At 61.2% G+C, this 21,393-nt stretch carries 18 protein-coding genes; 12 read left to right on the top strand and 6 right to left on the bottom strand.

The window, feature by feature from the left end; translation table 11 throughout:
• The first annotated feature begins 8 nt into the window (after positions 1-8).
• The 6 genes from KW062_RS27785 (at position 9) to KW062_RS27760 (ending at position 6,702) form a co-directional block, all read left to right on the top strand.
• Complete coding sequence (locus KW062_RS27785; protein WP_027616960.1) at positions 9-896, top strand: LysR family transcriptional regulator; 888 nt, start codon at positions 9-11, stop codon at positions 894-896.
• 104 nt (positions 897-1,000) lie between these two features.
• Entirely contained in the window at positions 1,001-2,077 is a 1,077-nt protein-coding gene (locus tag KW062_RS27780; RefSeq protein ID WP_027616961.1) for a putative 2-aminoethylphosphonate ABC transporter ATP-binding protein, read from the top strand.
• Positions 2,077-3,801: a putative 2-aminoethylphosphonate ABC transporter permease subunit gene (locus KW062_RS27775; RefSeq protein WP_105753684.1), complete on the top strand. Its 1,725-nt coding sequence runs from the start codon at positions 2,077-2,079 to the stop codon at positions 3,799-3,801. Before KW062_RS27780 ends, KW062_RS27775 begins: the two co-directional genes overlap by 1 nt.
• Positions 3,802-3,841: 40 nt before the next feature.
• Positions 3,842-4,867 carry a putative 2-aminoethylphosphonate ABC transporter substrate-binding protein gene (locus KW062_RS27770; protein WP_027616963.1) on the top strand — a complete coding sequence of 342 codons (1,026 nt, stop codon included), beginning with the start codon at positions 3,842-3,844 and terminating at the stop codon, positions 4,865-4,867.
• 144 nt (positions 4,868-5,011) lie between these two features.
• Positions 5,012-6,145 (top strand): TIGR03364 family FAD-dependent oxidoreductase, encoded by a 1,134-nt coding sequence (locus KW062_RS27765; RefSeq protein WP_105753685.1) that lies wholly within the window; start codon positions 5,012-5,014, stop codon positions 6,143-6,145.
• The gene (locus KW062_RS27760; protein WP_105753686.1) at positions 6,145-6,702 is read left to right on the top strand and encodes a phosphonate degradation HD-domain oxygenase; all 558 of its coding nucleotides are present in this window, start codon (positions 6,145-6,147) and stop codon (positions 6,700-6,702) included. The genes KW062_RS27765 and KW062_RS27760 overlap by 1 nt, the downstream gene beginning before the upstream one ends.
• Positions 6,703-6,705: 3 nt before the next feature.
• On the opposite strand, the gene KW062_RS27755 is transcribed toward KW062_RS27760, so the two are convergent.
• Both KW062_RS27755 and KW062_RS27750 read right to left on the bottom strand, forming a co-directional pair.
• Positions 6,706-8,091 (bottom strand): GTPase/DUF3482 domain-containing protein, encoded by a 1,386-nt coding sequence (locus tag KW062_RS27755; RefSeq protein WP_027616966.1) that lies wholly within the window; start codon positions 8,089-8,091, stop codon positions 6,706-6,708.
• Entirely contained in the window at positions 8,084-9,454 is a 1,371-nt protein-coding gene (locus KW062_RS27750; RefSeq protein WP_105753687.1) for a DUF2868 domain-containing protein, read from the bottom strand. Before KW062_RS27750 ends, KW062_RS27755 begins: the two co-directional genes overlap by 8 nt.
• An 86-nt stretch (positions 9,455-9,540) precedes the next feature.
• Between KW062_RS27750 and KW062_RS27745 the strand changes: the two genes are divergently transcribed.
• Complete coding sequence (locus KW062_RS27745) at positions 9,541-10,053, top strand: dihydrofolate reductase (RefSeq protein ID WP_027616968.1); 513 nt, start codon at positions 9,541-9,543, stop codon at positions 10,051-10,053.
• A gap of 105 nt (positions 10,054-10,158) precedes the next feature.
• Here KW062_RS27745 and KW062_RS27740 read toward each other — a convergent pair whose 3' ends face one another.
• Positions 10,159-11,550: an L-cystine transporter gene (locus tag KW062_RS27740; RefSeq protein WP_027616969.1), complete on the bottom strand. Its 1,392-nt coding sequence runs from the start codon at positions 11,548-11,550 to the stop codon at positions 10,159-10,161.
• A gap of 240 nt (positions 11,551-11,790) precedes the next feature.
• Here KW062_RS27740 and KW062_RS27735 point away from each other — a divergent pair, with 240 nt between their 5' ends.
• The 5 genes from KW062_RS27735 (at position 11,791) to KW062_RS27715 (ending at position 16,490) form a co-directional block, all read left to right on the top strand.
• Positions 11,791-12,846: a phosphorylcholine phosphatase gene (locus KW062_RS27735; RefSeq protein ID WP_027616970.1), complete on the top strand. Its 1,056-nt coding sequence runs from the start codon at positions 11,791-11,793 to the stop codon at positions 12,844-12,846.
• A 226-nt stretch (positions 12,847-13,072) separates the two neighbouring features.
• Positions 13,073-14,494: a PAAR domain-containing protein gene (locus KW062_RS29085; RefSeq protein ID WP_256350852.1), complete on the top strand. Its 1,422-nt coding sequence runs from the start codon at positions 13,073-13,075 to the stop codon at positions 14,492-14,494.
• Positions 14,491-15,096, top strand: coding sequence for a hypothetical protein (locus KW062_RS27725; protein ID WP_105753688.1), 606 nt, complete (start codon positions 14,491-14,493; stop codon positions 15,094-15,096). The genes KW062_RS29085 and KW062_RS27725 overlap by 4 nt, the downstream gene beginning before the upstream one ends.
• On the top strand, positions 15,093-15,734 hold the full coding sequence (locus tag KW062_RS27720) for a hypothetical protein (protein ID WP_105753689.1): 642 nt from the start codon (positions 15,093-15,095) through the stop codon (positions 15,732-15,734). The genes KW062_RS27725 and KW062_RS27720 overlap by 4 nt, the downstream gene beginning before the upstream one ends.
• 468 nt (positions 15,735-16,202) lie before the next feature.
• Entirely contained in the window at positions 16,203-16,490 is a 288-nt protein-coding gene (locus tag KW062_RS27715; protein ID WP_105753690.1) for a DUF6124 family protein, read from the top strand.
• Positions 16,491-16,547: 57 nt separating this feature from the next.
• Here the strand turns inward: KW062_RS27715 and ilvD are convergent, their stop codons facing one another.
• The 3 genes from ilvD to KW062_RS27700 form a co-directional block, all read right to left on the bottom strand.
• A complete protein-coding gene (gene ilvD / locus KW062_RS27710) occupies positions 16,548-18,389 on the bottom strand; it encodes a dihydroxy-acid dehydratase (protein ID WP_105753691.1) in 1,842 nt (613 codons plus the stop codon).
• A gap of 294 nt (positions 18,390-18,683) precedes the next feature.
• A complete protein-coding gene (locus KW062_RS27705) occupies positions 18,684-19,907 on the bottom strand; it encodes an MFS transporter (protein WP_105753692.1) in 1,224 nt (407 codons plus the stop codon).
• 276 nt (positions 19,908-20,183) lie between these two features.
• Entirely contained in the window at positions 20,184-21,380 is a 1,197-nt protein-coding gene (locus KW062_RS27700; RefSeq protein WP_027616975.1) for a class I SAM-dependent rRNA methyltransferase, read from the bottom strand.
• Between the last annotated feature and the right edge of the window lie 13 nt (positions 21,381-21,393).

Here is a 21,393-nt window from a genome sequence, read left to right as displayed (position 1 = left end):
AGGGTGATGTGCTGAGTGCCGAGCTGAAGGCTTTTTATATGGTCGCGCGTCTGGGCAGTATCACCCTCGCCGCGAAAAAGCTCGGCCTGAGCCAACCCACGGTGACCACGCAGATTCGCCACTTGGAGAGTCAGTACTCAGTCGAGTTGTTCTATCGCGGCGGGCGCCGGCTCAGCCTCAGCGATGAGGGCGCGCGGTTGCTGCCGATGGTCAAGGCGCTGCTGCAACAGGAAGCGGATATCGAGTTTTTCCTGCGCAACAGTGGCCAGGTCCAGGGCGCACTGCGCATCGCCGCCACTGCGCCTTATTACATTCTCGACCTGGTGAAAACCTTCCGCGAGCGCCTGCCGCAGGTAGAGGTGGCGGTGGAAATCGGCAACTCGCAGCAGGTTCTCGAAGCGCTGGAGGACTACCGGGTCGATCTCGCCGCGTCGTCGCAACTGGTGGAAGATGCACGCCTGATTCGCCGCGTACTCGGCTCCGATCCGTTGGTGCTGGCCGTCCACCGCAACCACCCGCTGGCGGTGCGTGAACATGTGCCTTTGAGTGCGCTGGTCGGGCATACCTTGTTGATGCGTGAGCCGGGCTCCACCACTCGGCGCCTGACTGAAGAATTGCTGGCCGGCGCCGGTGTGAGTTTTGGTCCGTTGCTGGAAATCGGCAGTCGCGAGTCGATCCGTGAGGCGGTGCTGCGCAATATCGGCATCAGCATCATCGCCCGCCAGGAAGTGCCTCACGATCCGCAACTGCGGGTGTTGACCCTGGAAAATGCGCCGCAGATTCCCGAATACCTGTATTGCCTCAAGGAGCGCAAGAATGCGCGCTTACCGGCGGCGTTTCTGGGGTTGGCGCAGGAGATGGCGCCTGTAGGAGCGGGCTTGCCCGCGAATGCGTAAACCCAAATCGCCCAATACCACTATCGGCAATTTTTGCCTCACTGCCACATGAAGTAAGCATTCGCTCCCTAGGATGGCCTGCATCTGCCAGATGAGGTCCGTCCATGAACCGTTCCGTCGCCACAGCCCTGACCCACCCCGGTATCCCGATGCGGGTGCGCGGTATCGAAAAACGCTTCGGCGCGTTTACCGCGCTGGATCATGTGTCGCTGGACGTGGCGGCCGGCGAGTTGGTGTGTCTGCTCGGGCCTTCGGGCTGCGGCAAGACCACCTTGCTGCGCTGTATCGCTGGCCTTGAGCGTCAGGACCGCGGTGAGCTTTACCTGGGTGAGCGCGACGTTTCGTTGCTGGCACCCCAGGCGCGGGACTACGGCATTCTGTTCCAGTCCTACGCGCTATTTCCCAATCTCAGCGTCGAAGCCAACATTGCCTACGGCCTGGCCGGCAGTGGTCGCGACGAAGTGCGCAAGCGTGTCGCGCAGATGCTGGAGTTGGTGGGCCTGACCGGCAGCGAGAAGAAATTCCCCGGCCAGTTGTCCGGCGGCCAGCAGCAGCGCGTCGCTCTGGCCCGCGCCCTGGCGCCAGCCCCTTCGTTATTGCTGCTCGACGAGCCGATGTCGGCCCTTGATGCCCGGGTGCGCGAGCATCTGTGTACCGAGTTGCGTCAATTGCAGCGCAACCTCGGCATCACCACCCTGATGGTCACCCACAATCAGGACGAGGCGATGCTGATGGCCGACCGGATTGCCGTGATGAACAACGGCAAGGTCGAGCAGTACGCCACCCCGCAGGAAATCTACAACCGTCCGGCCACCCCCTTCGTCGCCGAATTCGTCGGCCAGGGCAACTGGTTGCCGTTCCAGCGCAGCAGCGACAGCCACGCCCAGGTCGGCGGCATGCCGGTACGCCTGGCCGACAACAGCGCCAAGGCCGCGTCGGGGCGCTTGTTCTGCCGCCCGGAAGCGATCAGCGTCAACCCGGCGGTGCACGAGGAAAACCTGTTCCCGGCCAAGGTTCGCGAAATCACTTTCCTCGGCAATCGCTGCCGGATGAGCTTCGAACTCAACCATCTGCCGGGTCATGCACTGCTCGCCGAATTGGCGCCTGAAGCCATGCCGCGCCTTGGCGCCCAGGACATCATGGTTGCCTTGCCGCCGCGCAGCCTGCAGGTGTTTGCCTGATGAGCGCGCCCGTTGCCCTGCCGCTGGCGCACAAGCAGACTCGCCAGAGCTCCCGTGCTGAAATCGGTGATCGTTTGTTCGTGGTCGGCGGCAAGCTGCTGCTCCTGTGTTTGCTCGGCGTTGCGGTGTTGATGCCGCTGCTGGCGATCTTCTGGCGTGGTTTCAGTAACGATGCAGGGCAGGGCGGTGGCTGGGTCGCGGCCCGGGAACTGCTGAGCAGTGCCAACTTTCACTGGTTGCTCGGTAACAGTCTGAAGGTCGCGTTCAGCGTCGCCGCCATCGTCGTACCGCTGGCCTACCTGTTTGCCTACGCCTTGCAACGCACGCTGATTCCCGGCAAGGCGGTCTGGCGTGGCCTGTCGTTGCTGCCATTGATGGCGCCGTCGATGCTGCCCGGGATCGCGCTGGTCTACCTGTTCGGCAACCAGGGTCTGTTGCGCGGGCTGTTCTCGGACAACATCTATGGCTTCTGGGGTATTGTCCTCGGCGAGGTCATCTACACCTTTCCCCATGCCTTGATGATCCTGCTCTCGGCGCTGTCCCTGGCCGATGCACGGCTGTTCGATGCCGCCTCGAGCATGGGCGCCAGTCCGGCCAAGGCGTTTCGCAGTATCACCTGGCCGGCGACGCGTCAGGCGGTGTTCGCCGCGTTCTGCCTGGTGTTCACCCTGACCATCACTGATTTTGGTGTGCCGGTGGTGGTCGGTGGCGACTATCAGGTGCTGGCGCTGGAAGCCTACAAGGCGGTGGTCGGCCAGCAGCAATTCGGCCGTGGTGCCTTGATCGGCATGGTGCTGTTGCTGCCGGCGCTGTTCAGCTTCGCCGTTGATGCCTGGTTGCGCCGTCGTCATGGTGATTCCATGAGCGGTCGGGCCCAGGTGTTCCAGCCGACACCCTCGCGCTTGCGGGATAGCTGCTACCTGGCGGTGGTGCTGTTGATCTGTGCGGTACTGCTGTTGGTGTTCGGCATGGCGGTGTATTCGTCGCTGGTCAAGTTCTGGCCCTACAACCTGTCGCTGTCGTTGAAGCACTACCAATTTGGCGACACCGCCGGCGGCGGCTGGCTGGCCTACGGCAACAGCGTGAAGATGGCCTTGTGCACGGCGTTGATTGGTAGCGTGGTGATTTTCACCGGTGCCTACCTGATGGAAAAAACCAAGGGCCAACGCGGCTTGAACCTGGCCTTGCGTATGCTCAGTTTCGTGCCGATGGCAGTGCCGGGTCTGGTGCTGGGCCTGGGCTACGTCTTTTTCTTCAACCTCAACGGCAACCCGCTGCATGTGCTCTACGGGACCATGACCCTGTTGGTGGTGTGCACCATTGCCCACTACTTGACCACCGCACAGATGACCGCGACCACCGCTCTGCGTCAGCTCGATGCGGAATTCGAAGCCGCCGCGCTGTCGCTCAAGGCCCCGCTGTATCGCCACTACTGGCGCGTCACGCTGCCGATTTGCCTGCCGGCGCTGCTGGACATCGTGCGCTACCTGTTCGTCTCGGCGATGACCACCGTTTCCGCAGCGATCTTCCTCTACAGCCCCGACACTATCCTCGCGGCGGTAGCGGTGCTGAACATGGACGACGCCGGCAACGTCGGCGGAGCTGCCGCCATGTCGACTTTGATCCTGATCACTTCGGTGGGCGTGTCCCTGCTCCTGGCCTGTGCTTCGCGCGGTTTGCTGCGCCGCTCCCAGGCCTGGCGGCTGACCGCGCCCGGCCACTGATTTCCTCAACCCCTGCTTCGCACTCAAAAGGAACCGCACCATGTTCAAGCCCCTGGCTCTAGCCGCTGCTGTCCTCACCGCTTTCAGCTTCAATGCGTTCGCTGCGAAAACCGAGCTGACTGTCTACACCGCGCTGGAAGCCGAGCAACTGAAGACCTACAAGCAGGCTTTCGAAGCGGCCAACCCGGACGTCGAGATCAAGTGGGTGCGTGACTCCACTGGGATCATCACCGCCAAGTTGCTCGCTGAAAAAGCCCGACCACAGGCGGATGCGGTCTGGGGTCTGGCAGCGTCCAGCCTGGCGATCCTCGATCAGCAAGGCATGCTGCAAAGCTACGCGCCCAAGGACCTGGGCAAGATCGGCGCGAACTACCGCGACGCCGCCAACCCGCCAGCCTGGGTCGGCATGGACGTCTGGGCTGCGACTATCTGCTTCAACACCGTCGAAGCCGAGAAGCAGGGCCTGAGCAAACCGGTGAGCTGGCAGGACCTGACCAAACCCGAGTACAAGGGCAAGATCGTCATGCCGAACCCGGCGTCGTCCGGTACCGGTTTCCTCGACGTCAGCGCCTGGCTGCAGACCTTCGGCGAGAAGCAGGGCTGGCAGTATATGGATGACCTGCATCAGAACATCGGCCAGTACGTTCACTCCGGCTCCAAACCGTGCAAGCTGGCGGCTGCCGGCGAATTCCCGATCGGCATTTCCTTCGAATACCCGGCCGTGCAACTCAAGCGCCAAGGCGCGCCGCTGGACATCATCCTGCCGAAAGAAGGCCTGGGTTGGGAGATCGAAGCCACCGCCGTGATCAAGGGTACCGCTCATGAAGAGGCGGCGAAGAAACTGGCCGACTTCTCCGCCAGCCCCGCGGCGATGGAGCTTTACAAAGAGAACTTCGCGGTGCTTGCCCAACCGGGGATTGCCAAGCCGCAGACCGAACTGCCGGCTGACTACGAGCAGCGCCTGATCAAGAACGACTTCGCCTGGGCCTCGAAGAATCGCGACGAGATCCTCAGCGAATGGCGCAAGCGTTATGACGGCAAGTCCGAGAAAGTGGCTGCCAAGTAAACTCTCTATTGGCTGATAGGGCCTCATCGCTGGCAAGGCAGGTCCTACGGGTTTTGCGTCGTGTGCAATTTTTCTGGAATATGCAAACCCCTGTAGGAGCTGGCTTGCCAGCGAAAAAGGTCCTGAATTTGGGACAAAAACTACATGACCCACCACAACGACCTGCTGATCATTGGCGCCGGCATCCTCGGCCTGTCCCATGCCTACGCTGCGGCCAAACGCGGTCTCAAGGTCCGCGTCTTCGAACGCACTGCCACGCCCCTTGGCGCCTCAGTGCGCAATTTCGGCCAGGCCCTGATCACCGGCCAGCCACCCGGGCAAATGCTGCAACTGGCCCAAGCCAGTCGCGAGATCTGGGGCCACTGGGCGCAAGTCGCCGGCCTGCAGCTCAAGCGCAACGGCTCTTATCTATTTGCTCGCAGCGAAGCCGAAGAGCAACTGCTGCAAGCCTTCTGCGATGGTCGGGCGATCGAACATGGCTACCGCGTCAAACTGCTGCGCGGTGCCGCCCTGCATGCCTTGTACGACGGGCAGTTCAGCCATCACCGTGCGGCGTTGCACGGTCTCGACGACCAGCAACTGTATTCCCGTGAAGCGATCCCGGCGCTGATCGACTTCCTGCGTCGCGAACTGGGCGTGGAATTTCACTTCAGCACCCTGGTACGCGAGGTCGAGCCCGGCCGCGTTCACACTACCGCCGGCAGCTTCAGCGGCGAGCAGATCATTGTCTGCTCCGGCCACGACTATCAAACCCTGCTGGCCGAGCCGCTTGCCGCGCTCAAGCCGCAGGTCTGCCGTTTGCAAATGCTCCGCGCCCGGCCGCAGACCCCGCTCAACCTGCAGCATGCCGTGCTGACCGGCCTGAGCTGCGTGCACTACGGCGCCTTCGCTGACCTGCCGCAGGCGCAAGCAGTACGGGCGCAGATTCTGCGCGAGACGCCGTACCTGGATGAACACGGGATTCACCTGCTGATCAGCCCGACGCCCCACGGCGAGCTGATCATCGGCGACTCCCACCATTACGGCAGCGATCCCTCGCCATTCAACGCCGAGCAGGTCGACGACTGGATGATCGAACTGGCCGAGCAGACCCTCGGCTGTCGGGTGCAGGTGGTCGAGCGCTGGCAGGGCGTCTATGGTGCCAAGGGGCCGGCGCCGTTTTCGTTCCTGCAGGCCGCGCCGGGGGTGCATGCGGCGTTGATGCACACCGGCGTGGGCATGAGCGTCGGCCCGGCGCTGGCCGAGCGAAATATCCAGAGCTTATGGGGAGCGTGCTGATGCAACGCAGTGAACAGGTGGTCGCCGAAGTCTTCGCTCTGTACGAACGCTTCGGTGCCAACGATTACATCGGCGAGCCTATATCGCAGATCGAGCACATGTCCCAGGCCGCCGAACTGGCGATGGCCGAAGGGTATGACGACGAAGTGGTGCTGGCGGCGTTCTTCCACGACATCGGGCACATCTGCGCCGAGAACGCGGAAAACATGGGCGGCTTCGGCGTGGTCAGTCACGAACGCCTCGGCGCCGACTACCTGCGCCGGCTGGGCTTTGGCGAGCGCATGGCGCGGCTGGTGGAGTATCACGTCCAGGCCAAGCGCTATCTGACCCTGACCGAGCCGGGTTACTTCCAGCGCCTGAGCGAAGCCAGTCGTCGCACCCTGGAATACCAGGGCGGGGTGATGACGCCCGGTGAAGCGCGGGCGTTCGAACAGGACCCGCTATGCGCCGTCAGCTTGCGCCTGCGCCACTGGGATGAGCAGGCCAAGGAAATCGGTGTGCCGCTGCTCGATCTGGCGACATTGAAAGCCAAGGCGCTGGGTGTGTTGGCTCACTAGAGATCAGGCCTCGATCACCTTCTGCGCCAGGGCCTCCACCTGTTCCTGGCGCTCGGCCTGGCTCAGCTTCGCCTGTGGATTGAGCGACGACCACTGCGGATGCGCTCGCGCCCGACTCAGGGCTTCCGGCAACTTGCCCTCGCGCCAGCCTTTGTCTTCAGGCGTCGCGACCTGGACGCTGTCCATTGCCGCATGCCCGCGTTGATCAAGGGCTTGCACCAGTTGTCGCTGACGCAGGGCCAACAGGCGCAGCACGTTGTCGTCGACGGTCAGTTCGCGCTGGCCCTTGAGCTTGCCCAGCAGCCGGCCGCCATAACTGCGTGCGGTCTGCAGGGCGCCGCCGGCAATCGCCCCGGCCAATGCCGCCGCGCCGAGGGTCAGGCCACCCACCAGCAAGTCGACCCCGGCGCCGGCCGCCGCGCCTGCAGCGATCCCGCCGCCGACTCTGACGCCAAGCTGCTTGAGAGTTTCCGGGTTGAACAGGTCATCGCCCCAACGTCCATCGAGCAGCGGTAGATCGCTGGCGGCGGCGTCCTGTGGGCGGAAGGCATACAACTTGAGCAGCGCTTCGACGCAGCGCTGTTCGCGTTGGCGGATGGCCTTGCGCAGTGCGCTGATCGCTTGCTGTTCCTGCTCGGCGTCACTGACCACGCTGCGGCGGCAGGCGGCGCAGTCGATCAGCAATTCGGCGATCAGTCGCGCCGCGCTTTGCCGGCGGGCCAGGCGCTGGGCCTGTTGGTCGGCGATCAGTCGCTCCAGTTGCCCGCGCGCACTTTCCATCATCAGCGCCAGGCTTTCATACAGTCGGCGTTCGCCGTCCTCCGGCGGCGCCACGCTGTCGAAACGCACCAGCGCATGCAGACCGAGGCGGGCCAGGGCGTCGCGCCAGTCCGGTTCGCGATGGTTGGCGCTACTGACGAAATTCAGTACCGGTAGCAGCGGTTTGCCGCACCCTGCCAGAACCTCCAGTTCGTCGCGATACTTGGCCAGCACCGGTTCGCGGGCGTCGATCACGTACAGCCCGGCATCCGACGCCAACAGCTGGCGCAGCACCTTGGCCTCTTGTTCGAAACGCTGGCGCGCCTCGCTGCCCTCGAGAAACCGCGCCAGCCGCGCCGGGCCGTCGAGGCGTTCGCCGGGGCGCTCCAGGTGTTCCAGGTAGTCGAGCAGGGCAATCGCGTCTTCCAGTCCCGGCGTGTCATAGAGCTCCAGCAATGCCTCGCCATCGACCGACAATCGCGCGCCCTCGACGTGCCGGGTGGTGCTGGGGCGATGGGACACTTCGCCGAAGCCGACATCGCGGGTCAGGGTGCGCAGCAATGAAGTCTTGCCGACATTGGTATGACCGACCACGGCCAGTTTCAGCGGTTTGTTATGGGCATCAGTCATGACCCGACTCCAGCCAGTTCATCGGTGCGCAATCGGCGAAGGGCAGGCCCAGTTGCTTCAGTGCGGCGTGCCAGTCGCCCAGGCGTTCGGCGTCCAGCGCCTGACCGGCGGGCGCTTGCAGCAGCCAGACGCGGCTGGCGGTGGCGTTGCGCGCCAGTTCGGCGATCAGCGCCAGGCTGCCACGGTCGGGGGAGCGTCTTGGGTCGCAGGCGATCAGCAGCCGCGCCGGCGGGAAGCGGGTCAGTTGTTCGAGGAGTTTTTGCCGCGACTCGCGGCTGTCGAGAATGCCGGCGTTCTTGACCGTCTTCGGCAGCGCCGGTGGCCACGGGCGCTGGTCGTCGAGTTCGATACCCACCAGCAACGCGCCGTCGCTGTGCAACCCATGGCTGCCGCCTTCGACCTGATGCAACTGTTGCGGCGCGGCATCACTGACGCCGAGGCGTTCGCTGCTGGGCATCAGTCGCTCACGCAGCTGCGCATAACCCGGCAGATTCAGGTCCAGGCGCAAATCGCCACGGCCGCTTTTCCAACGCCACAGGCACAGCAGCGTCAACAGCAGGCGCGGGATGATGCCGTACATCAGCAGCACCCCCACCAGCCAGCCGGCCCAGGCTTGCCGGGCGGTTTCGATGTTCAGCGCGGCATCGCCGCTGGCACGGATCATTGCTTCGCTGGGAACACTGAAACCGAGCAACGCGGGCAGGGCGCCGAGGGCCTGGGTCAGGTTGACGAAGGTGGCGCCGCTGAGAATGGTGGTTTCCCAGACAAAGCCGTAACGCCGGGTCGCCAGCAGCGTCAGGACGATCACCAGCGCACTGACCAGGGCCAGCAGCCACAGACCGTTGACCAGCATGCCGAGCACCCAGCGGTTGAGTTTTTGCCGTTGCAGCAACAGCAGCAGGGCCGGCGCCAGGTGCGCAGCCTTGGCGTCGCGGGCGAGCTTTTCGCTGAGCCACATCCACAGGCGACCGAGGGTCGCGCCGTAGTCGCCGGCAAAGATCAGCCCGGACGCCCAACTCAGCAGCAGAATCAGGTTCAGCCCGAGCAGGCTGCCCAGGGCCCAGAACACATTGACCGGGCTCTGACCGTCGCCGAGGGCGGCAAAGGCCAGGCCGGCGCCGCTGACGATCGCCAGCGCCGCGAGGACGATCAGCGCCAGTCGCGCGCCTTGCAGCCAGTGTTGCAGGGCGCTGCTCAGGCCGTCGCGTTCGGCCAGCCACAGCGCTCGCGCCTGGATCCGTGTCGGCAGATCGCCGCCGGCAGTTCGGGCCAGGCGGTTGGCTTCCGAGTCCTCCAGGGCGCCGGCGTGTTCCTCGCGCAGGCGAATGGTTTCGGTCAGCCAGAGTGTGTGCAGTTCAGTCACGCGTCGTCCCGTCGCTCAGGTGAATGAATGAGCATAACCGCTGTGGCGCTTATCGGGGAAAGCATGGCTCTGGTATCCTCGGCGCCATGAAAAAATCACTTCCCCTCAGCCTGATCGCAGCCCTCGGCGAAAACCGTGTGATCGGCGTCGACAACAGCATGCCCTGGCATTTGCCGGGCGATTTCAAATATTTCAAGGCCACCACCCTCGGCAAGCCGATCATCATGGGGCGCAAGACCTGGGACTCTCTCGGTCGGCCGTTGCCGGGCCGGCTGAACATCGTGGTCAGCCGCCAATCTGACCTGCAACTGGAGGGCGCCGAAGTCTATCCGTCCCTCGAGGCCGCCGTGGCGCGGGCGCAGGAATGGGCGCTGGAGCAGGGTGTCGACGAGCTGATGTTGATTGGCGGCGCGCAGCTCTACACCCAAGGCCTGGCCCACGCCGACCGGCTGTACCTGACCCGCGTGGCCTTGAGCCCCGAGGGCGATGCGTGGTTTCCAGAGTTCGATGCGGCGCAGTGGAAGCTGGTGTCGGACACGCCGAATGCGGCGCAGGATGGCAAGCCGGCGTACAGTTTTGAGGTTTGGGAGAAAGCTTAAAAGCTTCGCGGGCAAGCGGAACGCCGCCCGGCCCTCTCCCACCGTTCACAACCCATTGCAGGAGCGGGCTTGCCCGCGAAGAGGCCCGCCCGGTCACCCTGGATCTCAGGCGTGCGCCAATTCCTCATGCTCATCGGCATCGAGCAATGCTTTATCGGTCTGCTGCATGATCTGGCTGGTGATCGCCCCGGCGGTCATCGAGCCGCTGACATTCAGCGCGGTGCGGCCCATGTCGATCAGCGGTTCGACCGAAATCAGCAACGCCACCAATGACACCGGCAAGCCCATGGCCGGCAGCACGATCAGCGCGGCAAAGGTCGCGCCGCCACCGACGCCGGCCACACCGGCCGAACTCAGGGTCACAATCGCCACCAGCGTCGCGATCCACAGTGGGTCCAGCGGGTTGATGCCTACAGTTGGCGCAACCATCACCGCGAGCATCGCCGGGTAGAGACCGGCACAACCGTTCTGGCCAATGGTCGCACCGAACGACGCGGCGAAGCTGGCGATCGACTGTGGGATACCCAGGCGGCGAGTTTGCGCTTCGATGCTCAGCGGAATGCTCGCTGCGCTGGAGCGGCTGGTGAAGGCGAAGGTCAGCACCGGCCAGACTTTGCGGAAAAAGCGCAGCGGGTTGATCCCGGCCAGCGCCACCAGCAGGCCGTGCACCACAAACATAAGGCCCAGTCCGAGGTAGGACACCACCACGAAACTGCCGAGCTTGATGATGTCCTGCAGGTTGGAGCCGGCAACCACCTTGGTCATCAGCGCGAGCACGCCATACGGCGTCAGCTTCATCACCAGGCGCACCAGACGCATCACCCAGGCTTGCAGGGTGTCGATGGCGTTGATCACTTTCTGACCTTTTTCCACGTCATCCTTGAGCAACTGCAGCGCTGCGACACCGAGGAACGCGGCGAAGATCACCACGCTGATGATCGAGGTCGGCTTGGCGCGCGCCAGGTCGGCGAACGGGTTCTGTGGAATGAACGACAGCAGCAACTGCGGCACATTGAGGTCGGCGACCTTGCCCGCGTAATCGCTCTGGATGGTTTGCAGGCGCGCCATTTCCTGGGTGCCGGCCACCAAGCCTTCGGCGGTGAGGCCGAACAGATTGGTCAGGCCAATGCCGATCAGCGCGGCGATCGCCGTGGTGAACAGTAGGGTGCCGATGGTCAGGAAGCTGATCTTGCCCAGGGACGAGGCGTTGTGCAGGCGCGCCACTGCGCTGAGGATCGAGGCAAATACCAGCGGGATCACGATCATTTGCAGCAACTGCACGTAACCGTTGCCCACCAGGTCGATCCAGCCAATGCTGGCCTTGAGGATCGGGTTGCCAGCACCGTAGATCGAATGCAGGGCGACGCCAAAGCCGACGCCCATGGCCAGTGCCAGCAGGACTTTTTTGGCCAGGCTCCAAGTGGTGTGGCGGGTCTGGGCCAGGCCGAACAACAGGGCGAGGAACACCAGCAGATTGAGGATCAGCGGCAGATTCATGACAACTCCAAAAGACTTGTGCCAATCGCGATGCAAGGGCGATTGCTAACCGGCAAGCCTAACAGCTTGATATCTAATGAATTAATACCAAAAAGACAGGTCGACTGTCGTTTTTGGAATAAGGCCATGGCGCTGTGGGTTATGTCGGTGGCGGAATCAGCACGCAAGCGGTCGCGCTCAGACGAGGACTGTCACACTTATTTGTTAGCGTCGATAGCTTTCATCCAGGGAGAAATGCACATGAAAGTCGCCGCGAAAGTGTTAGCCGTCGCCATGTGCCTGGGCCTTGCCGGCCAGGTGTCCGCCACTGATCTCAAGCACTGGCCCGAGGCTCAGGCCAAGCAATTGGACGCGATGATCGCGGCCAATGCGAACAAGGGTAACTACGCGGTGTTCGACATGGACAACACCAGTTACCGCTACGACCTGGAAGAGTCGTTGCTGCCGTTCATGGAGAACAAGGGCCTGATCACCCGTGAGAAACTCGATCCCTCGCTGAAACTGATGCCGTTCAAGGACACCGCCGATCACAAGGAAAGCCTGTTCAGTTACTACTACCGGCTCTGTGAAGTCGACGACATGGTCTGCTACCCCTGGGTCGCGCAAGTGTTCTCGGGCTTCACCCTCAAGGAGCTCAAGGGCTACGTTGATGAGCTGATGGCTTCCGGCAAACCGGTGCCGAGCACCTATTACGAAGGGGATGTGGTCAAGACCATCGAGGTCAACCCGCCGAAAATCTTCACCGGCCAGGCCGAGCTGTACAACAAGCTGATGGAAAACGGCATTGAGGTCTATGTGATGACCGCCGCCTCGGAAGAGCTGGTGCGCATGGTCGCTTCCGATCCGAAATACGGCTACAACGTCAAACCGCAGAACGTCATCGGCGTGTCGATGCTGCTCAAGGACCGCAAGACCGGCGAGTTGACCACCGCACGCAAACAGATCACCGCCGGCAAGTATGACGAAAAAGCCAACCTGGGCCTGGAGCTGACCCCTTACCTATGGACCCCGGCGACCTGGATGGCCGGCAAACAGGCCGCGATCCTGACCTACATCGATGAGTGGAAAAAACCGGTGCTGGTAGGCGGCGATACCCCGACCAGCGATGGCTACATGCTGTTCCACGGCGTCGACGTGGCCAAGGGCGGCATCCACCTGTGGATCAACCGCAAGGACAAATACATGACCCAGATTAACGGCATGATGGCCAAAAACGCTGCGGCCCAGGCCAAAGAAGGCTTGCCGGTGACGGCGGACAAGAACTGGGTGATCGTCAAGCCGGAGGATATTCAGTAACTCCGGCATCCCGCCGCTCCTGTAGGAGCGAGCCTGCTCGCGAAAAACCTTAGGGCGCCGCAGGTTGTCAGAATATGAGATCCAGGTGCGCTGACAGTCAGGTATTGGCGCACTTGGTTTCCGGCTTTACAGAGCCGTCCTACACCAAGCAACGAAACGTCTGATTTAACTCCGGCATTGGCTCTTCTAGCGTGCGTCCTTTCGATCTGACAGGGACACATTTCGCATGAAGCGCCACCTCATCACCGTTGGGGCCAAAACCACCGTCGGCGGCGACGTACGCACGGGCACCGGATTTTTCAAGATCGAAGGCCAGCCCGTTGCTTGTGCAGGCGATGAAGTCTATTGCCCGGAATGCGACAGCACCGGCGTCATCGCCCTCGACGGTCCTCATCTGAACAACTCGTTCTACGGCCGCCAAGTCGCCCTCGACGGTGACCTCTGCCGCTGCAAGTGCGACCCGCCACCCCGGCTCGAAGCCAACCAGACAATCTTCTCGGAAGTATTCGAAAATGCCCAGGCGTTCGACCACAGCCGAGCCGCCACTCAATCATTCGCCCCCACTCCCGCCGCCCCGCGCTCCTTCAACGCCTCGCCTGCGGCAGCGTTCAGCGAGCAACCCACGCCATTCTGCGAAAACCTCTGGCGCAGCTACCAAATGCGCGCCGAAGCCATCGTCGCCCCGGGCGGCATCCTCATCGCTGACCCCAAAGCCCGCAACCGCGCAATCAACGCCGCCTACGCCAACCTCTGGCTGAAAGACCCACGCTTCCAATGGGCAGGGCTGGCGGCGTTTGCGTCGAAGCAGGTGGGGTGTGGGTTGTTGCATGCGGTGGAGTCGATCGAGAAGATCCAGGCCGAGCACCAGGCAGGACAACGCATGATTGATAGCGCTGAGCGGCGCTGGAAATTTCCTGGACTGACCCTCTTCGGCAAGACCGACAAACGAGCGCAACGCGACTACGAACAAGCCCGCAGCAACAACCCGGTGCCAGGCGTCGACCTGCGGCGCGACGGCGAACCGCTATCGCTGGTGCAACAGCAACTGCAATTCGTCCACGACATGCTGGCGCTGGGTAATACCACGCTGTTTTTGGATGTGTATCCGTTGCATTTGTTTTATAGCGAGAGGGGGTTGGGGGCGTTTGAGGAGTGTCTTGAGGCGCGGGAGAACATCTATGAAATTGAAGAATTTCCTGTGCTTTGGCCGATTGGGCAAATGCTAAAGTTCGGTACTGATTACAAGGAAATCAGACAGACTTTCCGGGCAGTCGAGATGGGGGATATTGCAAAAAGCGTTGAACATCTTGCTAAGCATGAGCAAGTCAATATCTTGCAACCTTCAATGTACAGCGACGTTAAGTTCGTAAGACTTTTGCGAGCAAACCACGCTTCCTTTGTGACGGGTATACCGTCTGGCGCGGCACAAGCCATTGAGTTGACGTTGGCTAGTCAGTGCCAGCGTATTGACGATAGCCGCACTATCGGCTTTGGCAGTAACCCCTTGGCTGACCTGTCTGATATTGATCAGCGCATGGCCTTTGTACTAAAGGCCGCAATGCAGTTTCATAGCCTTCTAGAAGGAACTGATCGTCATCGAATTGAGCAGTCGATTCGTGATATCGCTGCCGGTTACGGCGTGCGATGAACTTGAACAAGCGAATCGGCATTCGGCTTGGAGCGCTAGGCCTTGCCGTTGCAGTGCTGTCGTGGGCGGTTATGGCAATCAATACTACTGCGGGCGATCCAGAAATTGCCTTAATGATTGGCGAGCCTTATGAGGCCATGCGTCAGCGATCCAGTGCAGTCATTGGCCCGGCTGTGGCGGGGCGCTCCTCTTTCAACATCCCCAAGTCAGATGCTCGATTAAGATTTATTGATGCTCAATACGGCTTCGTGACACCCCAGGCTCGTTTTTTCGCTGTTATGTTCGATGAGGGGGTGATCGACGGTGTGCGAATGTCGCCTCAACTTGAGCCTCTTCTACTCGACGACACGCTGAAACTGATATTGGAGTTGCAAGACCAATGGCGGCAGAAAGGTTGGCGAGCTATTCGTCCACCGATTGCTGACACGCCCTATTGGCGGGCTCGATTACAGAATGAGAGGAAGGGCGGTACAACTCGTTGGCAGGCAGCCAATCTTTATCAGGTCATGCTGAATGTGGGGCGCTTTGATGATCCCAAGCGCCCGAACGAGGAGCGCTATCTCATTACCCTCTCGCTCGCCGAGCCGTGGGTGAAACCATGATTCGGGTTCGAGCTGTGCTGGCGAATCGGCTCAAACAGGTGAGTTGGCGCGCTCGTATCCTGATTATGGTAGCCACAGCTTTGTTGGCGACTATTGTGATCAAGGCCGTTTCATACGAGCCGGAAATCGCTCTGGTGATTGGTGAGCCTTACGAAGATATGCGTAAGCGCTCTAGTGCGAGCATCGGACCTCTAATTTCTGGGCACGCCTGGTTCAATATTCCACGATCCGATGCAAGGCTGCGTTTCATAGATTCTCAGTATGGCTTTGTAACGCCATTGGCTCGATTTTTTACGGTTGGATTTGGCCGTGATGAGCGAATCGATGGTGTGCGTATGTCCCCTCAAATCGAGCCGCTTTTGCTCGATGACACGCTCAAGATTGTATTGGACCTACAAGACCAGTGGCGCAAGGCGGGCTGGAAGCCTATCCGCGTCAAAGATGATCCGCCGTTTGCCGACACGCTCGAATGGCGCGCTCAATTACGAGGTGTAAAAAAAAGCGGCACCTCTTATTGGCAGGCGGGAAGCAAGTACCAAGCGATGTTGGTGGTAGGTCGATTTAGAGACGATAAGCGCCCAAATGAAGAGCGATATCTCATCACGCTGGCCATAGCCGAGCCTTGGGTTCGGCCATGATCCCGCAGGCGGTCTGAACGGCTGCACAAAAAACCTCGCATCTATCCAGTACCGGTTCACCCAGTGCGACGCCGCGCTTATGCCGGTTGTTCGTGCTGGGTGATTTCTCGCGAATCTGTGAGCGGCCCGTTGCCGACATTTCCAGTCACTCACCCCTGCGGTCACAATCTTGCGTAAAGGACTACGCCTACATCAGAATCGTCCGACTTGTGCGCCTTGTCCTCGGCCACTACCGTGATCCGTCGCTGAATATCAGCGATCGGGTTTGGTAGCCCGAGTGTGTGAGGTGCAAGGCAACACCTTGGGCAATGCTTTGTCATTGCTGCATTTATGGTGGCCATGCACAGGGCGCTTTCGGGCGCGCCGGATTCCTTACACCCCGGTCTACCAACCTGTGTATTGGCCGCCACCCTTCGTTTGGTAGCGAGGGTGATGGCTCCTTATCTATAGGTGTAAGGAGTTTTTCCCATGTTGAAGATCACCCCCGATCCTCCGGGACTCGACATCCCACTTTCCCGCGCTCACACCACTCCCCGCAAACCCTGCCGCACCTTCCTGATGACCCCTGGCCTCGACACCGAAACCCTGTTGGCCCACGCCTGCGAATCACTCGCCTCGGCGCACGTCATGGCCAGTGATTTCGCCGGGTTGCTGGAAGGTCCGCAACGCAGCACGATGCTGGGTATTGCGCAGGTCATCATGCTGGGTGAGTTGGCGGTGAATCAGGCGCTGGATAATCTTGATCCGCACGATTGATACAGGCAAAAAAATGCCCCGCACGAGGCGGGGCATTTTTTGTTCAGCAGCTAGCGATCACAGCCCGTCAAGCATGGCCTTGTTGCGCACCGCGCCCTTGTCGGCGCTGGTGGCGAGCAGGGCGTATGCTTTCAGCGCGGTGGTCACTTTACGTGGGCGCACTTCCACCGGTTTCCAGCCTTTCTTGTCCTGCTCGGCGCGGCGGGCGGCGAGTTCTTCGTCGCTGACCAGCAGGTTGATCGAACGGTTCGGAATATCGATCAACACCTTGTCGCCGTCCTGCACCAGGCCAATGGCACCGCCGGCGGCGGCTTCTGGCGACGCGTGGCCGATGGACAGGCCCGAGGTGCCGCCGGAGAAACGGCCATCGGTCAGCAGGGCGCAGGCTTTGCCCAGGCCCTTGGACTTCAGGTAGGAGGTCGGATAGAGCATTTCCTGCATGCCCGGGCCGCCTTTCGGACCTTCGTAGCGAATGATCACGATGTCGCCGGCCTGCACTTCGTCGGCGAGGATGCCGCGTACCGCGCTGTCCTGGCTTTCGAAGATTTTCGCGTTGCCTTCGAACACGTGGATCGACTCGTCGACACCGGCGGTTTTCACCACGCAGCCGTCGAGGGCGATGTTGCCGTACAGCACGGCCAGGCCGCCTTCTTGCGAGTAGGCGTGTTCGAAGCTGCGGATGCAGCCGTTTTCACGGTCGTCGTCGAGGGCTTCCCAACGGGTCGACTGGCTGAATGCGGTCTGGGTCGGGATGCCTGCCGGGCCGGCCTTGAAGAAGTGATGCACCGCTTCGTCGTCGGTCTGGGTGATGTCCCACTTGGCAATGCCTTCGGCCATGGTCTTGCTGTGTACGGTCGGCAGGTCGGTGTGCAGCAGGCCACCACGGGCCAGCGACCCGAGGATGCTGAAAATCCCGCCGGCACGGTGCACGTCTTCCATGTGGTACTTCTGGATGTTCGGCGCCACCTTGCACAGTTGCGGCACTTTGCGCGACAGGCGATCGATGTCACGCAGGTCGAACGCGATCTCGGCTTCCTGGGCGGCGGCCAGCAGGTGCAGGATGGTGTTGGTCGAACCGCCCATGGCGATGTCGAGCATCATGGCGTTTTCGAAGGCCTTGAAGTTGGCGATGTTGCGCGGCAATACCGACTCATCGTTCTCGCCGTAGTAGCGCTTGCACAGCTCGACGATGGTGCGGCCGGCCTGCAGGAACAGCTGTTCGCGATCGCTGTGGGTGGCCAGGGTCGAACCGTTGCCCGGCAGGGCCAGGCCCAGGGCTTCGGTCAGGCAGTTCATCGAGTTGGCGGTGAACATGCCGGAGCACGAACCGCAGGTCGGGCAGGCGCTGCGCTCGTACTCAGCGACTTTCTCGTCAGAAGCGCTGGAGTCGGCGGCGATGACCATGGCGTCAACCAGGTCCAGGCCGTGGGAGGCGAGTTTGGTCTTGCCGGCTTCCATCGGGCCGCCGGACACGAAGATCACCGGGATGTTCAGGCGCAGGGCGGCCATCAGCATGCCAGGGGTGATCTTGTCGCAGTTGGAGATGCAGACGATGGCGTCGGCACAGTGCGCGTTGACCATGTATTCGACGGAGTCGGCGATGATCTCGCGGCTCGGCAGCGAATAGAGCATGCCGTCGTGGCCCATTGCGATGCCGTCATCGACCGCGATGGTGTTGAATTCTTTGGCAACGCCGCCAGCGCGCTCGATCTCGCGGGCGACCAGTTGACCCAGATCCTTCAAGTGAACGTGGCCCGGTACGAACTGGGTGAACGAGTTGGCAATGGCGATGATCGGCTTTTTGAAGTCGTCATCTTTCATCCCCGTGGCGCGCCACAGGGCACGAGCACCGGCCATGTTGCGGCCGTGGGTGGATGTTTTCGAACGGTAATCAGGCATGGAGCACTCCGGGCGGCAAATCAGGTATCAAAGGGGAGTGAGCTTCTATTGACGTCTGGAACACCCGAAAAATGGCCGTGTGTCCGGACGTTGCCGCAAACGTGACGGGATCGCCGTGCGCATTGGCCTTGAGCTCATAAACCCGCCGGGGGATGACTGGCGATGAATAGCGTCGATTCTACACCGCTGGCGGCTGGAGGGAATGGCCGAAACCGTGAACACGGCGGCTTTGGGACGTGTGGAGTTGTAGGAGTGAGCTTGCTCGCGAAAAACGTCAACGATAACGCAGTGCTATTAGGTAGAACGCATTGGATGGCGTTTAGCGTAGATTTTGGCGTTGGTCAGCCAGCCCAAAAGGCTGAGGAGGATAAAGCTTATTGCGATAGTTACGAGCAGATATTTGCCCGTCTGCGCCAGTGCCGCGCTGCTGATGGCAGCTGTGAGGAACATGATGCTATTACCTGCTGACGCCGCCGTACCCGCGCTGCTTGAGAACATTGACATCGCTGCAGAAATTGCGGCGGGCCGCACGAGTGTTACGGCGAGGGCGCTTATTAGCATTGGGGCCAGCAAGGTCACGGGCGTGATGGCGTCAACATTGAGAGTCAGCGCTAACAGTACGCCGGCAACACAGAGCAATCCGAGGCCGATGTTGATTTGCCGGGACAGTGGAACACGTTTTTGCAACAACCCCGCGGCGACACCACCCAATAAATAGGCGATGCCGTACACCATCAACACCAGCGCGTATTGGTATTGGGATAGTTGCAAAGCGTCCATGAAAATCAGCGGTGTCACACTGATTAACGCGAAGTAACAGGCGAAGGCCAGAGAGGCGATCCACCAGTAGCGCAGGAAATTATGGTTGCCCGCTACGGCTTTCAGTGTGGCGATAATCGATAACGTCACGCGATGCGGGCTGGCGGACTTGGAGGGTAGGGTGGATATCGCATGGATCAGCATGCCCAGGGCCATCAAGGCGAATCCGTAGAAGCTCCCTTGCCAGTCGAATAAGGTTTGCAGCCATGAACCGATCAGCGGTGACAGGGCGACAAACGAGCCGCTCAGCGTCATGTAGTAGAGACGTACTCGCGCTCGATCCTGTTCCTCGAACAGATCTTCCACCAGAGCATGCCCCAGCACAAAAAAGCCGCAGCCTAAAGCCTGCACTGTGCGAAACAGCATGAAAGTCAGGTAGTCAGCGGCCAGTACACAGCCTATCGCTCCCAGGATCGACAGGCTGATACAAGCCAAAAGCACTGCCTTGCGTCCCCATTTATCCGAGAGTGGACCGACGACTAGTTGGGATATCGAGAAAGCCAGGGTGAACACGCTGATGGACAGCGCAATGTCGGCGCTGGTGGTATCGAAGTGGGTGGCGAGGGCTGGGAAAGACGGCAGCAGAATATTGATTGGGAAAAAGCTGATCAGCGAGATGCAGGTGATAAGGATGAATCGTGAAAGGTATTGTCGCCTGGATTCGTCACTAGCCGTGGGCGGTTGTGAGGACTTAGACATTATTTTTGTTTTCCGCAGGAAAGCCAGAAACCGATACTAATCTGCGAGGTGTGGAGTTCAATCAAAATGGGCGTGGGGTATTTCCCTTTTTTATGTAGGAATGGGACTGCGTAGGCGGCGGGGCGTGATTTATCACGCAAATCGGCAGTTCGACTCGAAACCTGAGCGAGCTTGCTCGCGAAGAGCGCATGGACACCGCAGACTGCCTGATAGCGCTGCGTTATCGTTTACGTTTTTCGCGAGCGAGCTCGCTCCTACGGTGGGGTAGTAGTTCGATCAGCTATTCGGCAACAACCGGCAAGTAATGCTCTTGATGTAACGCGTTTCAGCAATCGCCGGATGCACCGGATGATCCGGGCCCTGGCCGCCGCGTTCGAGCATCTGGATGTTGCGGTCCAGGTGGCGGGCGCTGGTCAGGAGGATGTTTTGCAGGTCGTCTTCGGGCAGGTGCATCGAACACGAGGCACTGACCAGGATGCCGTCTTTGTTGAGCAGGCGCATGGCTTGCTCGTTCAGGCGGCGGTAGGCGCCTTCGCCGTTCTTCATGTCTTTCTTGCGCTTGATGAAGGCGGGCGGGTCGGCAACGATCACGTCGAAACGCTCTTCGCTGGCTTTCAGTTCCTTCAAGGCTTCGAACACGTCGCCTTCGATGCAGGTCATCTTGTCGGCGAAGCCGTTCAGTGCGGCGTTACGCTCGACACCGTCCAGCGCAAAGCCCGAGGCGTCGACGCAGAACACTTCGCTGGCGCCGAAGGCTGCTGCTTGCACGCCCCAGCCGCCGATGTAGCTGTACAGGTCGAGCACGCGCTTGCCCTTGGCGTAGGGTGCCAGGCGCGCGCGGTTCATGCGGTGGTCGTAGAACCAGCCGGTTTTCTGGCCCTGGATCACCGGTGCCTCGAATTTCACCCCGTTCTCTTCCAGGGCAACCCACTCCGGCACCAGGCCGAACACGGTTTCGACGTAGCGCTCAAGGCCTTCGGCGTCGCGCGCGGCGGAGTCGTTCTTGAACAGAATGCCGCTCGGCTTCAGTACCTGGGTCAGGGCGGCGATCACGTCGTCCTTATGGGCTTCCATGGTTGCCGAAGCGATCTGCACCACCAGGATGTCGCCGAAACGATCGACCACCAGGCCCGGCAGCAGGTCGGAATCGCCGTAGACCAGGCGGTAGAACGGCTTGTCAAACAGGCGCTCGCGCAGCGATAGGGCGACGTTGAGGCGGTGCACCAGCAGCGACTTGTCCAATGGCAGCTTGATGTCGCGCGACAGCAGGCGGGCGCAGATCAGGTTGTTCGGGCTCATGGCCACGATGCCCAGCGGCTTGCCGCCGGCAGCTTCCAGAATCGCTTGATCGCCAGCCTTGAAGCCGTGCAGTGGGGTGGTGGCTACGTCGATTTCGTTACTGTAGACCCACAGGTGACCGGCGCGCAGGCGACGGTCGGCGTTGGCTTTGAGGCGCAAGCTTGGCAGGGACATGACGTCGCTCCAG

Source organism: Pseudomonas fluorescens, assembly GCF_019212185.1.
Lineage (GTDB): Bacteria > Pseudomonadota > Gammaproteobacteria > Pseudomonadales > Pseudomonadaceae > Aquipseudomonas.
Note: the sequence above shows the minus strand (reverse complement) of the source record. Positions and strands in the feature narration are given on the sequence as shown.

Bases quoted from the DNA above. Each gene is read 5' to 3' on its own strand.
- ilvD (WP_105753691.1), bottom strand. From the start codon at position 18,389: ATGCCTGATTACCGTTCGAAAACATCCACCCACGGCCGCAACATGGCC.
- KW062_RS27740 (WP_027616969.1), bottom strand. From the start codon at position 11,550: ATGAATCTGCCGCTGATCCTCAATCTGCTGGTGTTCCTCGCCCTGTTG.
- KW062_RS27775 (WP_105753684.1), top strand. From the start codon at position 2,077: ATGAGCGCGCCCGTTGCCCTGCCGCTGGCGCACAAGCAGACTCGCCAG.
- KW062_RS27780 (WP_027616961.1), top strand. From the start codon at position 1,001: ATGAACCGTTCCGTCGCCACAGCCCTGACCCACCCCGGTATCCCGATG.
- KW062_RS27720 (WP_105753689.1), top strand. From the start codon at position 15,093: ATGATTCGGGTTCGAGCTGTGCTGGCGAATCGGCTCAAACAGGTGAGT.
- KW062_RS27705 (WP_105753692.1), bottom strand. From the start codon at position 19,907: ATGTCTAAGTCCTCACAACCGCCCACGGCTAGTGACGAATCCAGGCGA.
- KW062_RS27735 (WP_027616970.1), top strand. From the start codon at position 11,791: ATGAAAGTCGCCGCGAAAGTGTTAGCCGTCGCCATGTGCCTGGGCCTT.
- KW062_RS27760 (WP_105753686.1), top strand. From the start codon at position 6,145: ATGCAACGCAGTGAACAGGTGGTCGCCGAAGTCTTCGCTCTGTACGAA.
- KW062_RS27725 (WP_105753688.1), top strand. From the start codon at position 14,491: ATGAACTTGAACAAGCGAATCGGCATTCGGCTTGGAGCGCTAGGCCTT.
- KW062_RS27765 (WP_105753685.1), top strand. From the start codon at position 5,012: ATGACCCACCACAACGACCTGCTGATCATTGGCGCCGGCATCCTCGGC.
- KW062_RS27715 (WP_105753690.1), top strand. From the start codon at position 16,203: ATGTTGAAGATCACCCCCGATCCTCCGGGACTCGACATCCCACTTTCC.
- KW062_RS27700 (WP_027616975.1), bottom strand. From the start codon at position 21,380: ATGTCCCTGCCAAGCTTGCGCCTCAAAGCCAACGCCGACCGTCGCCTG.
- KW062_RS29085 (WP_256350852.1), top strand. From the start codon at position 13,073: ATGAAGCGCCACCTCATCACCGTTGGGGCCAAAACCACCGTCGGCGGC.
- KW062_RS27745 (WP_027616968.1), top strand. From the start codon at position 9,541: ATGAAAAAATCACTTCCCCTCAGCCTGATCGCAGCCCTCGGCGAAAAC.
- KW062_RS27770 (WP_027616963.1), top strand. From the start codon at position 3,842: ATGTTCAAGCCCCTGGCTCTAGCCGCTGCTGTCCTCACCGCTTTCAGC.
- KW062_RS27755 (WP_027616966.1), bottom strand. From the start codon at position 8,091: ATGACTGATGCCCATAACAAACCGCTGAAACTGGCCGTGGTCGGTCAT.